Below are 12,985 nucleotides of genomic sequence, written 5' to 3' on the forward strand. Positions count from 1 at the left end.
GGGCCGAATTCTCAGCCTAGCTCGGATCGTGTTGTTTGCCAGCGACCGAAAGGCGTCGCCAGGCAGGCCGCGCCGGTGGCCGAATTCCACGCGAACGCCGCCGTGCCGAGGCACACCACCGCGCTGTCGGCGGTGGTGACCTGTGCGCGCGAGCCGTCCAAGGCGATAGATACCGCTAACAGTGGGGTCGATGGGTTCGGTTGACCGGTCTCGGAATCGGTTGTCGAAGTGGTGATCGAGGTCAGCGCGACGGCATCGGCGCCGTAGCCGAAAGCGATCGGAATTCCGCCGACCCCGTCGCTGGCGCCGACACCGCCCGCCACTCCGACGCCGAGGGCGGCGGCACCGAGGCTCGCACGGGCGTAGCCGATGCCGTCGTATCCGGCCGCCCGTGCCCGGCCGAGGGTTTCGGCCGTGGCCCGGCACGCAGTGTTTCCGTCGATTACGGTGACATCCGTCCCGCCGTCGGAGGCGCAATGCACATCGGTTGCCGAGGCCGCCGCCGGGAGGATCAGCACGGCGCCGAATGCGGCGGCGGTGCAGGTGATCGCACTGATCAGCTTCACGGACGAACTCCTCTCACACCGGAACCCCACCATACCCAGATCGGTTGCTGTCAAGCCGATTCCGCTGGTGAGCGGCAGTTACGGGGTGCGCGAACCAATACCGCGGGCGGCACTGTGCTGCTCCGATGGGAGCGTTGTCGACTCGACGCATCTGCGCTCGGTGGTGTATGCATGGCGTGGTATTTCACGCATTGCTAGATCACTTCGGATTCCGACCGGGGGTATGAGTTCGGAGCGTTACAGCCGGGAGGACTGTAAGTGTCTCGTCAACTGGTCTGGGGTCGCCTCGCGACGGCGGCAATCGCCGCGGTCGGGGTCGTCGCCGCGCTCTCGTTAGCGGGCTGCGGCAATAAAATCAGCGGCAACGCCCAGCCCGCAATAGGTAACGGGACCATCGATGCGGTCTCGTCCACCAATACGCCGAAAACCTCAGGGGCCAGGCCCACCTCGGGGCGGCCGACGACCAGCGCCCGCCCGACCTCGGGCAAGCCGACGGCCACCACCCCGGCGACCAAAGGCGGCAATACCGACTTCCAGGCCGATGTCGGTGACTGTGTGACGCTCGGTGGTACCACCGATAACGCCACCATCGCCAAGGCCTCCTGCGGCAGCCGGGCCTCGAACTACAAGGTCATCGGCAAGGCGGCCACCAGTTCGCAGTGTGTCGCCGACCGGGACTCGGCCTACTTCGAAACGCTGAACGGTGCGCAGCAGGGCGCGATCTGCTTGGACATCGACTGGGTTGTCGGTGGCTGTATGGATATCAGCGGTGAGGATCCCAAGCGCATCGACTGCACCGAACGCGTCAGCCAGGGCGTGAAGGTGACCAATATCCAGCAGGGTGCCGACGATGCCAGCGTCTGCGGCAGCAGCAGCGGCTTCGAATACCCGACCCGGCACTTCGTGGTCTGCGTCCAGAATCTCTGACCGCCATGAAAACCGGCCGATAGCGGTTACGTTGGGGCGGTGAGTGCTGAACTACCCCGGCTGGGTTCGGCCACCGGCCGCTGGATCCTGCTGGCCACCATTCTCGGTTCGTCGGTGGCCTCGCTGGATGCCACCGTCGTCAATATCGCGTTGCCGCGGATCGGCGAATCCCTCGACACCGATGTCGCGGGCCTGCAGTGGACGCTCAACGGCTACACGCTGACCCTGGCCTCGTTCATCCTGCTCGGCGGCTCGCTCGGCGATCGTCTCGGCCGTCGCACGGTGTTCGTCTGGGGTGTCATCGGTTTCGCGCTGGCCTCGGTGCTCTGCGGTGCGGCGGTGAACATCGAGATGCTCGTTGTCGCGCGGATTCTGCAGGGTGTGGCGGGCGCGCTGCTCACCCCCGGCAGTCTGGCCCTGATCTCCTCATCTATCGATCAACGCGATCAGGGTGCGGCGATCGGTCTGTGGTCCGGTTTCGGCGGTGTCGCGGGCGCACTCGGTCCGTTCCTCGGCGGTTGGTTGATCGAGTTGGCCGGCTGGCGGTCCATCTTCTTCATCAACGCGCCGCTGGCCGTGGTCGTCGTACTCGTCGCGCTGCGCCATGTGCCGGACAGTCATGACCCGAATGCCTCGGCGCGCCTGGATATTCCGGGTGCGGTGGTGGTCGCGGTGGCCCTCGGCGCGCTGACCTTCGGTCTGATCGATGCGATGGCGCTGCTGGTGGTCGCCGGTCTGCTGCTGCTGACGGTCTTCGTGGTGATCGAAATGCGCAGCGATCATCCGCTGGTGCCGCCGTCGCTGTTCGCGTCACGGGTCTTCACGGCCGCGAATCTGGTTACCCTCGCGGTCTACGCCGCACTCGGCGGTGTCTTCTTTCTGCTGGTGATGCAGCTGCAACTGGTGGCGAAGTACACGCCGCTGATGTCGGGGGTGGCCACCGTTCCAGTCACCTTGATCATGCTGGCGCTGTCCGCGCCCGCCGGACGTTGGGCACAGGTGCACGGTGCGCGCATTCCGATGATGGTCGGTCCGCTCCTCGCCGCGCTCGGCCTGATCTTGCTGCTGCGCATCGGACCCGCCACCAGCTATCTGACCGATGTACTGCCGGGTGTGCTGGTCTTCGGTCTGGGCCTGTCGGTATTGGTCGCCCCGCTCACCGGCGCGGTACTCGGTGCGGTGCCCGCCAGTGAGGCCGGTATCGCGTCGGGGGTGAACAATGCCGTCGCCCGCACCGCTCAGCTGCTGGCCGTCGCGGCGCTGCCCGGCCTCGCCGGAATCTCCGGATCGCTCGGCGACCCAGTGGAATTCGACCGCGGCTTCGGCGTCGCGATGTGGATCTGTGCCGGTCTGCTGGTGACCGGTGCACTGATCGCGGCGTTACTGCTGCGCGCGCCGCGCCACCCGGCGACGCTGGACAACGTCGACTGCATGCCGCAGTGCCCGGTGGCGGGTCCGGCGCTGGCCCCGCTCCACAAAACAGAATGAGCGGGTCTTTCGACCCGCCCATTCGGTATTCGACTGATCCGGCTAGATCGGGTTGAAGCCCGCCCCGACGCTGCCGCGGGCATTGATATCGCCCATGATCGAGCTCATATTGGTGCCGACCTCGGGTCCGAAGCAGGCGATGGCGAGATAGGCGTTCACCATGCCGACCAGTGTGGTGCCGACGACGACCGGTGCCCCGGAATCGCCCTCGACCACACACATCTGCGACCAGGTCTCCATATTCGTACCGAAGAGGTCACCGTAGGCGATGCCGCAGGTGCTGCCGGTGGTACGGCCTTCCTTGCAGACGATCATCGGGAACTGGGCCGGGCCGCCGATCCCGGTGATGGTGACATTGCCGATCCGGTTCACCGGGGTGATCTTGGCCGGGTCGAACTGGATGATGGCGTAGTCCAGATCATGGTTGGAGTAGACGAACCGGCCGATCACGCCTGCGCCGCGATCGGCCTCGGCGTACACCTGGGCGCCCGGGTCGCCGCAGTGTCCCGCGGTCAAGCCGACCAGCCTGCCGTCACCGTCATGACCGATCGTCGTGACCGTGCATTCGAACTGATTATCGATGATGATTCCCGACCCACCGCCGATGACGGGCGCTCCCGGCGCGGCATCCGCGGTCCCGGCCCCCGTCGCGACCAGCGCCGCACCAAGAGCTACGGCGAAGGCGGCGTTGGCCACCTTGGCGAGTTTGCTGAACATGTCCCTCCAGACGTCGGAAGTCCGCACGATATCAATCTGTCGCACCCATGGTGTCAGTATTCGGCTCCGGGCGCGTCCCATACCCCGCAGATTCGCGGGTCCCTCGAAAGGCTCGGCCCGCGATGGCGAACGCATCGGTGGGGACCGCACTTTTCGACATTTCAGATGCAACGTCTCATTTTCTCGCGATAGCGAAGCTCTATTACTGTAATCATCGCAAAGCGATCGATTGCGTTTTAGTTGTATTTTGTTCAGCACCGTAGAGGTCATTCGAATCGCGCACGGATTTTGCATGAATATTGTGCGCGTAAATAGTGTAACCGGTCATATCCGGGGCTGATAGGGGCGGGTAGAACTGTAACTTGCCCTAGAATTGTCGCCGTTAACTTCGGGACCTGTCCCAAGCGTCGCGCCACTGCTCACAGGGGTTTTCCAGGCAGTTACTCCAATCTATGACTGCAATCACACGGTGATCGTGTGCTCTGCACTACTCCGTAGTAGGGTGCCTGAAGCAAACAAGTCGTCGGGGTTTGGTTTCCGGCGTCGAGAGGGGTCAGCCAGTGCAGTCGACCGAGAGTCCGCCAGCGCGGTCACGGATGAGTGATGCGGTCGATTGGACGAAGGCCTACTGGGAAGACCATCCGAAGCTCTCCCTGGAGACGTTCGGTAGACAGATTGCGATGGGATTCGCGGCGGTCGCGGAGTTGTTCATCGCGATATTGCGACGCCGCTTTCCCTATCGTGAGTTCATCCGCCAATGCGCGTTCATGTCCAGCGTCGCCGCGGCACCGACGCTATTGGTCGCCATCCCGATCGGCGTGATCGTCTCGATCCAGGTCGGCGCGGTCGCCACCCAGGTCGGTGCGACCTCGTTCATCGGCGCGGCGAACGGTCTCGGCATCATCCAGCAGGGCGCGCCGCTGGTCACCTCGCTGATGATCGCGGGCGCGGTCGGTTCGGCGATCACCGCCGATCTCGGTTCGCGCACCATCCGCGAAGAGATCGATGCGATGCGGGTGATGGGTGTGGATCCGCTGCGTCGGCTGGTCGCGCCTCGGCTCGGTGCTGCCATGCTGGTCAGCGTATTGCTCTGTGGCTTCGTCGTATTCGTCGGATTTTTGACTGGCTACATTTTCAATATTTTCGCGCAGAACGGCACCCCGGGTTCCTATGTCGGCACCTTCTCCTCGTTCGCCGTCACCATCGATCTGCTTGTCGCACTGGTGAAATCGTTGATCTTCGGGTTGCTCGCGGCGATCATCGCCTGTGATACCGGGCTGAATACCCGGGGCGGTCCGGGCGGCGTCGCCAACTCGGTGAACTCCGCGGTGGTCAGTTCCGCCATCATGTTGTTCGGCGTGAACTTGATCATCACCCAGATCTACAACGTTCTCCTCCCCCCACAGGTGGTCTGAGCCGGTGTCATCAACCTATGTACCGCCGCTGCTGCGGCCACTTCAGCACATAAAGAAGTCCGCGCAGGCCCCGGTGAATATGGTTGCCCGCCTGGGCCACCAGGTGTTCTTCTTCCTGCGGTCGGTGGGCTCGATCCCGTTGGCGCTGCGGCACTATCCGAAGGAAGTCTGGCGGCTGCTTTCGGATGTCACCTGGGGCAACGGCAGCCTGGTCGTCGGTGGCGGCACCATCGGCGTCATTCTCATTCTCAGTGCGTTCGGCGGGATGACGGTCGGCATCCAGGGCTACACCTCGCTGAATCTGCTCGGCCTCAGCCCGATCACCGGTGCCATCTCGGCGTTCGCCACCACCAGGGAGCTGGGCCCGCTGCTCGCGGCACTCGCCTTCGCCGCCCAGGCCGGCTGTCGATTCACCGCTCAGCTCGGTGCGATGCGGATCTCCGAGGAGATCGACGCACTCGAGTCCATCGCGATCCGGCCATTGCCCTATCTGGTGAGCACCAGGATGTTCGCGGCGATGATCGCCATCATCCCGCTCTACTGCCTGGGCCTGGCCATGGCCTACATTTCGTGCTCGCTCACGGTGCAGTTGATCGGCAACACGCCGAGCGGTACCTACGCGCACTACTTCTATCAGTTCCTGATACCAGGGGACGTGCTCTACTCGCTGCTCAAGGCGATGGTGTTCGTCGCGATCACCACGTTCATCCAGTGCTACTACGGCTTCTTCGCCTCCGGCGGTCCGGAGGGCGTGGGTGTCGCGGCCGGTCGGGCCATCAAGATGTGCATCATCGTCGTGGTTTTCGCGGACCTGTTCATGACATTGGCGATCTGGGGCGTCAATCCCGGCATCCGGATCTCGGGGTAGGACGAGATGATCATCGATCCCAGTGGGCGTGGGCCCACCATGCGACAACTGTTGGTCGCCGGCGTATGCGGACTCGTCGTCTTCGCGCTGATCCTCGGCTTCCTGATGGCGAGATACCGCGGTTATTTCGTACCCAAGGTGCATGTGGTCGCGAATCTGACCACCACCGGTGACGGGCTGCCGAGCGCGGCCGATGTGAAGTTTCGCGGCGTTCTGGTCGGCGCGGTCGAGGCCGTCGAGGTCGCCGACAAGGGCGAGCTGCAGAAGGTGCAGATCGACCTGAAGCCGGAATTCGCCGGCGATATTCCGTCGAATGTGACCGCCCGGGTGGTGCCGAGCAACCTGTTCGCCGTCACCTCGGTGGAATTGGTCTTCAACGGTCCCGCGGACAAGTACCTGCACGAGGGCTCGATCATCGAGCAGGACCGCAGCCAGGCCACCATCGCGCTGCAGGACACCCTCACCAACGTGCGGAATATCCTCGCCAAGCTCGACCCGGTGCAGTTCGGCCGGGTGCTCGGCACGCTGTCCCAGGCGCTGGACGGCAGCGGCCGGATGCCGGGCTCCACCATCGAGCGGCTGGACAGATGGCTCACCTCGGTGGACGAATCCATTCCGAATCTCGGTGTGCTACTCGATGATTTCTCGGCCTCGTTCCACGCACTCGAGCAATCCGCGCCCGAACTGCTCGATGTGCTCGGCAGTTCGGTGAAGACCGCGCAGACCATCGCCGATCACCGCACCGCCCTGGTCGCGTTGATCAGTGGCACGGCGGGCACGGTGGATACGGTCAACGGCCTGTTCGCCCGCAACGGTGATATCGGTAAGCAGATCACGGCGGGGACCAGCGATATGTTCGGCGCGCTCGCCTCGGACGCGAATTCGATCCCGGACACCATCGCCTCGCTGAACACCTCGCTGCGCAAGTTGAGTACGACCTTCCACTGGGGTCCGCAGCGGCAGATGGTCTGGAATGCCGGTGCGACGCTCACCCCGTATCGGCCATACGAGCAGGCGGACTGCCCGCGCTATGGCAACCTGGCCGGCCCGAGCTGCGCCACCGCACCCGCGGTCTCCGATCCCGGCTACCTGCCGCCATCGATGCAGCCGCGTTCGCTGGAAACGGCACAGGGTTTGGCGAAACTGCCACTGCCCGCGGGCTTCCCGCAGATCCCGGGTCTGACCTCGCCGGGTGATCCGCTCGCGGCGAGCCCGAGTGAGCCGAAGCCGGTCAGCCCGTTCGCCGGTACCCCGCTGGAGGGTTTGTTCCCGAACCTGGTGCCGCCCGCACCGGGTGCGCAGCCCTCCGCCGATCAGCCCGCGGCTCCGGCCGCGCCCGGGCAACCGGCGAGTGCGCCCGCAAGCGCCGCTCCGATTTCGTACGAAGGAGATGCCGCGATCGTGGCGCTGCTCGGTCGTCGGCCGACGGCGGCCGAATATCTGCTGCTCGGCTCGGCAATGCGTGGCGGCACCCTGCAGGTCCGAGGTGGCGCCGAATGAGCATTCGTAAACCATTGATCGGCTTCGGTCTCTTCGCGATCGTCTCGATCCTGGTCACCGTCGTCGTCTGGAATACGCTGGCGCGAGTCGTGGAGGGTGACACCAACACCTACACCGCGACCTTCAGCGATGTGCTCGGCCTGCGCGAGGGCGATGACGTCCGGATGGCGGGCGTGCGGGTAGGCAAGGTCGAAAAGATCGAACTCACCCGCGATTCCAAGACCAAGAAGTCCGTCGCCGATGTGACCTTCATCGTGCAGCGCAACCAGACGGTTTACGACGACACCAAGGCGCTGGTGCGCTACCAGAACCTGATCGGCCAGCGCTATATCGCGCTGGCTCCGGGCAAAGCGGCGAGCCCGGCGGTGTTGAAGAACAAGGCCACCATTCCGCTCGAGCGCACCGAACCGTCGTTCGACGTGTCCGCACTGCTCAACGGATTCCAGCCACTGTTCCAGGTATTGCAGCCCGAGCAGGTGAACCGGCTCTCGGAGACCTTCATCCAGGCTTTGCAGGGTGACCGAGTCTCGTTGAGCGCGTTCATCACTCAGGCCGCCACCCTGGCCACCGATTTCCAGCGCCGAGACGGGATTCTCAGCGATGTGATCGCCAACCTCAGCGGCGTGATGTCGGGTTTGGCCAAGCGAGGTGATGAATTGGAGACCCTGGTTACCCAGACCCGGGCACTGATCGGGGGCCTGTACGACCAGGGGCAGTCACTGCAGGCGTCCACGATGCAGATCGCGGACGCGACCAGCGGACTGGTCGACATGCTGGGCAAGGTCCAGCCGAAGCTGGCCACCGCACAGGATTCGACGAGCGCGGCGTTGACGCTGTTGATCGCCAACGGTGCCAAACTCGACCAAGCCGCGATCGACCTGCCCGCGGCGCTGGCCGACCTCGGCAAGTTCACCCAGGACGGCGCCTACGCGAGTGCGTACTTCTGCAGGCTGGATATTTCGCTGTACGGCATCCTGCTCCCCCGCGGTCTACTCCCACAGATCGGTGGCAACGGACAGTCGGCGGTGTGCCGCCCATGATGACCAAGATCAAGGACAGGTTCGACAGCAACCGCTACTTCTGGCTGGGTGTCCTCGGTGCCATCCTCATCATCGTGCTGCTGATCGGCTCGAGCGTCTACAAGCTGATCGGCGTCGGGGAGAAGACGGTCGAGGCCGAGTTCGTGCAGACCGCCGGGGTCAAGGTCGGTGACAAGGTCAATGTGGCCGGTGTCCCGAGCGGCCATGTGGCCGGTGCGAAGCTCGAGAACGGGCATATCCTGCTCACCCTCAGCGTGAACAACGATGTCGAGCTCGGACCGGACGCCAAGGCCTCGATCAAGATGGCGACGCTGCTCGGCGCACGCTATGTCGATCTGGACCCGGGTGACGGCTCCGGCCTGAAGAACGGGCGAATTCCGTTATCCAACACCTCGGTTCCGTACAACCTGGCCGATGTGGTCGAGTACGGCACACCGAAGTTCGAGGCGCTCGACACCAAGCAGTTGGCCACCTCGCTCGACCTGATCAATAAGCAGATGGGCGATTCGCCCGCGCTGACGGCGCAGGCGCTCGACAGCGTCGGCGCGCTGGCGAAGGTGCTGGATTCGCGCAAGGCGGAGGTCGACAGCCTGCTCAAGGATCTCGACCGGGTCACCAGGATTCTCGGCGACAACCGCAACAGCGTGCTCTTGGTGATCACCCAGGGTGAGGCCATCGCCAACCGGGTGATGGAAAGGCAGAGTCTGCTGCGCCAGCTGCTCGACAATGTGTCGACGCTGAGCCGCCAGCTGCAGCAGATCGGTGCGGCCAATAACAACCAGCTCGGCCCGACCATCGCGCAGCTGAACACCATGGCGGAGGGCTTGCAGAAGAATAAGGACAACCTCGACCGGATGCTGCAGATCATGCCGGTGTCGGTGCGCACGTTCAACAACGCGTTCGGCAACGGTCCCTACGGTGAGGTCGGCCTCCCCTGGCTGTTCCCCGACAACTGGTTGTGCTTCGCCCACATGATCGAGGGGTGCAAGGGATGAGACTGATGCGAATCAGCCTGCGTCGGCCGAATCTGTGGCGGGTGGCCAAACCACTGATGATCAGCGCCGCGGCCCTGGCCGTCGGCAGTTGCTCGCTGGTGCCCAGTTCGGTGGACCGGGCTTTGGGCAACACGATGACGATCACGGCGGACTTCGAGAACATCGCGGGTGTCTTCGAGGGCAATCCGGTCACGGTGCTCGGTCTGCAGGTCGGCAAGATCGACAAGATCATTCCCAAGGGCACCCTGGTCGAGGTGCACATGACGATCGACAAGGACGTCAAGATCCCGAAAGATGCGATGGCAGCGATCATTTCGCCGTCCATCGTGACCGATCGGCACGTCGAACTCACCCCGGCCTACACCCAGGGCGAGACCATGTCCGACGGCGCGCATCTGCCGATGGCGAAGACCAAGACGCCGGTCGAACTGGACACGATGCTCGCGACGATCGATCAGTTCGCCGCGGCCCTGAAGCCGGAACCAGGTACCGAGGGTATCGGCCCGCTGTCGGGCCGGGTGCTCTACCCGATGTTGAACGGTAACGGCGAGAAGATGCGCGACACCCTCAACGCACTCTCCGGTGCGTTGAAGGTCGGCGTTGACAATAAGGACGCGGTCTCCAACATCATCATCAAGCTGAACGAACTCACCACGATGCTGTCCGAAAACGACCAGTCCGTGCGCGATTTCAGCAACCGGATGACGCAGTTGTCCGGACTGCTCAGCGATCAGGCCCCCGGCCTGCAGGCCACGCTGCAGCAGCTCAACGACTTCCTGGCCAATACGAGCTCGGTGTTCGTGCAGTACCAGGATCAGCTGGGCAGTTCGCTCGAGGGGTTGACCAAGGTGACCGATCAGCTGCGCGCCAACGCCCGTGGCCTCACCGAGGTCGTCGACCTGGCGCCGCTGCTCATGCAGAACCTGGACCGGTCGATGAACCGGCAGCTGGGATATGTCCGGCTGCACGGCAACCTGCCGACCTTCCTCAACGGCGAACTGCTGAGCGTGTTCTGTGAACGGATTCAAATGCGCTCGGATGGTTGCCGGACCGGCAAGCTGGAGGATCTCGGGCCGGACCTCGGCGTGACGGCGGCCCTGCTGGGGATGACCAAATGAACGACCGGTTCACCGGCACAGCCCGCCGCGCGCTGATTGCGCTGGCTGCGGCATCGGGGGTCGCCATCACCTCCGGCTGTGGTCTCACGGTGGAGAGCCTGCCGCTGCCCAAACCGGGCATGGCCGGTGAAACCTACACCCTGCACGCGAAATTCGAGAACGCGCTGAACCTGCCGGATCAGGCGAAGGTGAAGATCGGTGGCTCCGATGTCGGTGTGGTCTCCAATATCACGACCAAGGACTTCGAGGCCATTGTCGATCTGAAGATCAGCAAGGACATCGAACTGCCGGTCGGCAGTACGGCGGAACTGCGCCAGGCCACCCCGCTCGGCGATGTGTTCGTCGCGGTGTCCAAGGCCAAGGCGGATCCGGGGTCCCCGATGCTGCACGACGGCCAGACTCTCGAGCGGGATAAGACCTCGGCGGGCGCCACCGTCGAGGAGCTGCTGATCTCGGTATCGATGTTGTTCAACGGCGGTGGCGTGGCCGCGTTGACCAAGTTGGCCTCGGAGATGGATTCCATCGTCGGTGGTCGCGGCGATCAGATCGCGCATCTGATCAATGAAATGACCGGCGTGGTAGGCAGTTTGAACGACAACAGTGCCCGGGTGGACAGCGTCCTCGCCCAGTTCAGCGCACTGACCAACACCATCGAGGGCAGGCACTCGGAATTGGGTCGGGTCGCCGATACGTTGCCGCAGCTGATCGGCGCCATCGCGGAGAACAACCGGGCCATCGGCGATCTGTTGCAGCGGATTTCGGTGACCAGTGCGGCGCTCGGTGACTATGCCAACACCTCCGGCGGCCAACTGGGCGATCTACTCGACAATGTGCGCAAGCTGATGGACGCCCTGTCGCAGACCGAGCAGAACTTCGGTCCCGCCTTGGATGCGCTGCACGAAATACGCGGCCCGCTCGACGCCTCCTTCCGCGGTAATAGCCTCGCGGTCTACGCCACCGTCACCAATATCCACAACTTCAGCCTGTTGTCGGATCCCGCGCAGGGCAAGTTCTTCGATGGCCGCGATCTCAGCGACTTCGCGGGCAGTCTGATCACCGTCCTGCAGGCGATTCAAGGACGACTGCAGGGGGGTCACCGATGAGTCGGCTCGCCGCATTGATGCAGCGCAAGATGCTGCTGTCCACGATCGGTCTGGTGCTGGTGTTCGTCGTCGGGGCCAGCTATCTGCTGGTGAGCGTCATGCGGGTGAATCCGCTGAAGTCGACCTATACCGTCACCGTCGACCTGGACCGCTCCGGTGGTCTGCAACCAGGCAACGATGTGACCCTGCGGGGTTATCGCATCGGCAAGGTGACCTCGATCGAGTTGGTCGATCGCGGACAATCCATCGCCGCGAAGACCGAAATCGACGCGAAATACAAGATTCCGGCCGATACCAAGATCTCGGTGGCCGCGCTCTCCGGTGCCGGTGAGCAGTACATCGACTTCCAGCCGAATTCCGAGCAGGCGCCGTTCCTGCAGGACGGTTCGGTCATCGAGTTCAATGCGGAGAAGGTCAAGACACCGATCCCGATCTGGTCGGTACTCGACAACTCCAGCGCGCTGATCTCCCAGATCGATCCGGATAAGTTCAGCGTCATCCTGGCCAACCTGGATACCGCGCTCAGCGGTGGCCCGGATCAGTTGCGTGGCATGGTCAACGGCATCAGCCTGGCCATGGCCGGTTTCGACAATCTGCTGCCGCAAACCCAGAATCTGATCTCGAACCTGCGCACCATCGCGAGCACCACCTCGATGGCGCAGCCCGATCTCGCGACGCTGACCCATAATTCGGGTCAGCTGTTCGACCAGTTCAACAATGCGAACGCCGAACTGCAGGCGGTGCTGGAGAAGGCGCCGGGACAGCTGACCAGTCTCGGTGCGGTGCTGGACAAGACTGCCGATCCGATCACCAGTCTCGCGGCCAACTTCGCGGCGATGACCCGGGCCGCGCAGCTGCGGATTCCGGCGCTGCAGGCGCTGTTCCCCTCCCTGAACCTCGGGCTTTCCGCCGCTGGTGTGCCCGCGCACGACAACGAGTTCCACGCTGTCGCCGATATCTGGATTCGGCCGATCTGCCAGTACAAGCACACGCCGATTCGCAATGAGGTGATCCAGGACGGCTCGCTGCCCAAGTGGAACTACTGCGAAAATCCGCCGCCCGGACTGCAGGTGCGCGGTTCGGCGAATGCGCCGCGCCCGAATGTCGCGGACAATGGCGCGCACATGCCGCCGGGCGCGGACCCGAATGAAATGACCCCGCCGCCGCTGCGGTGAACCGGACACTGCGGTGTGTCGACACAGCGAGCGGTACGTATTCGACGGTGAGTTACCCCGGCCCGCGCGTGCG

At 64.0% G+C, this 12,985-nt stretch carries 12 protein-coding genes; 10 read left to right on the forward strand and 2 right to left on the reverse strand.

Features of this window, described 5'->3' with window-relative positions; genetic code table 11:
• Positions 1-11 precede the first annotated feature (11 nt).
• Positions 12-566, reverse strand: coding sequence for a DUF6764 family protein (locus ACW2Q0_RS01105; RefSeq protein ID WP_457185135.1), 555 nt, complete (start codon positions 564-566; stop codon positions 12-14).
• A gap of 258 nt (positions 567-824) precedes the next feature.
• On the opposite strand from ACW2Q0_RS01105, the gene lppU reads away from it, so the two are divergent.
• Both lppU and ACW2Q0_RS01115 read left to right on the forward strand, forming a co-directional pair.
• Entirely contained in the window at positions 825-1,493 is a 669-nt protein-coding gene (gene lppU, locus ACW2Q0_RS01110; RefSeq protein ID WP_457185137.1) for an LppU family putative lipoprotein, read from the forward strand.
• Between the two features lie 39 nt (positions 1,494-1,532).
• A complete protein-coding gene (locus ACW2Q0_RS01115) occupies positions 1,533-2,981 on the forward strand; it encodes an MFS transporter (protein ID WP_457185139.1) in 1,449 nt (482 codons plus the stop codon).
• Positions 2,982-3,023: 42 nt separating this feature from the next.
• Here the strand turns inward: ACW2Q0_RS01115 and ACW2Q0_RS01120 are convergent, their stop codons facing one another.
• Positions 3,024-3,698 (reverse strand): S1 family peptidase, encoded by a 675-nt coding sequence (locus ACW2Q0_RS01120; protein WP_457186043.1) that lies wholly within the window; start codon positions 3,696-3,698, stop codon positions 3,024-3,026.
• 596 nt (positions 3,699-4,294) lie between these two features.
• Here ACW2Q0_RS01120 and ACW2Q0_RS01125 point away from each other — a divergent pair.
• The 8 genes from ACW2Q0_RS01125 to ACW2Q0_RS01160 are packed head-to-tail and all read left to right on the forward strand — an operon-like array spanning position 4,295 to position 12,912.
• A complete protein-coding gene (locus tag ACW2Q0_RS01125; protein ID WP_457185141.1) occupies positions 4,295-5,113 on the forward strand; it encodes an MlaE family ABC transporter permease in 819 nt (272 codons plus the stop codon).
• A gap of 4 nt (positions 5,114-5,117) precedes the next feature.
• A complete protein-coding gene (locus ACW2Q0_RS01130) occupies positions 5,118-5,981 on the forward strand; it encodes an MlaE family ABC transporter permease (protein WP_457185143.1) in 864 nt (287 codons plus the stop codon).
• Between the two features lie 6 nt (positions 5,982-5,987).
• Positions 5,988-7,481: an MCE family protein gene (locus ACW2Q0_RS01135; RefSeq protein ID WP_457185145.1), complete on the forward strand. Its 1,494-nt coding sequence runs from the start codon at positions 5,988-5,990 to the stop codon at positions 7,479-7,481.
• Positions 7,478-8,521 (forward strand): MCE family protein, encoded by a 1,044-nt coding sequence (locus ACW2Q0_RS01140; protein ID WP_457185147.1) that lies wholly within the window; start codon positions 7,478-7,480, stop codon positions 8,519-8,521. The genes ACW2Q0_RS01135 and ACW2Q0_RS01140 overlap by 4 nt, the downstream gene beginning before the upstream one ends.
• A complete protein-coding gene (locus ACW2Q0_RS01145) occupies positions 8,521-9,516 on the forward strand; it encodes an MCE family protein (protein WP_457186045.1) in 996 nt (331 codons plus the stop codon). Before ACW2Q0_RS01140 ends, ACW2Q0_RS01145 begins: the two co-directional genes overlap by 1 nt.
• A gap of 5 nt (positions 9,517-9,521) precedes the next feature.
• Complete coding sequence (locus ACW2Q0_RS01150) at positions 9,522-10,634, forward strand: MCE family protein (protein ID WP_457186047.1); 1,113 nt, start codon at positions 9,522-9,524, stop codon at positions 10,632-10,634.
• Entirely contained in the window at positions 10,631-11,737 is a 1,107-nt protein-coding gene (locus tag ACW2Q0_RS01155) for an MCE family protein (protein WP_457185149.1), read from the forward strand. Before ACW2Q0_RS01150 ends, ACW2Q0_RS01155 begins: the two co-directional genes overlap by 4 nt.
• Positions 11,734-12,912: an MlaD family protein gene (locus ACW2Q0_RS01160; protein ID WP_457185151.1), complete on the forward strand. Its 1,179-nt coding sequence runs from the start codon at positions 11,734-11,736 to the stop codon at positions 12,910-12,912. The genes ACW2Q0_RS01155 and ACW2Q0_RS01160 overlap by 4 nt, the downstream gene beginning before the upstream one ends.
• The last annotated feature ends 73 nt before the right edge of the window (positions 12,913-12,985 follow it).

The sequence above is a fragment of the Nocardia citri genome, assembly GCF_054065835.1.

Excerpts from the sequence above, each read along its gene's own strand:
- ACW2Q0_RS01135 (WP_457185145.1), top strand. The coding sequence starts at position 5,988 with ATGATCATCGATCCCAGTGGGCGTGGGCCCACCATGCGACAACTGTTG.
- ACW2Q0_RS01150 (WP_457186047.1), top strand. The coding sequence starts at position 9,522 with ATGCGAATCAGCCTGCGTCGGCCGAATCTGTGGCGGGTGGCCAAACCA.
- ACW2Q0_RS01160 (WP_457185151.1), top strand. The coding sequence starts at position 11,734 with ATGAGTCGGCTCGCCGCATTGATGCAGCGCAAGATGCTGCTGTCCACG.
- ACW2Q0_RS01125 (WP_457185141.1), top strand. The coding sequence starts at position 4,295 with ATGAGTGATGCGGTCGATTGGACGAAGGCCTACTGGGAAGACCATCCG.
- ACW2Q0_RS01155 (WP_457185149.1), top strand. The coding sequence starts at position 10,631 with ATGAACGACCGGTTCACCGGCACAGCCCGCCGCGCGCTGATTGCGCTG.
- ACW2Q0_RS01145 (WP_457186045.1), top strand. The coding sequence starts at position 8,521 with ATGACCAAGATCAAGGACAGGTTCGACAGCAACCGCTACTTCTGGCTG.
- ACW2Q0_RS01120 (WP_457186043.1), bottom strand. The coding sequence starts at position 3,698 with ATGTTCAGCAAACTCGCCAAGGTGGCCAACGCCGCCTTCGCCGTAGCT.
- ACW2Q0_RS01140 (WP_457185147.1), top strand. The coding sequence starts at position 7,478 with ATGAGCATTCGTAAACCATTGATCGGCTTCGGTCTCTTCGCGATCGTC.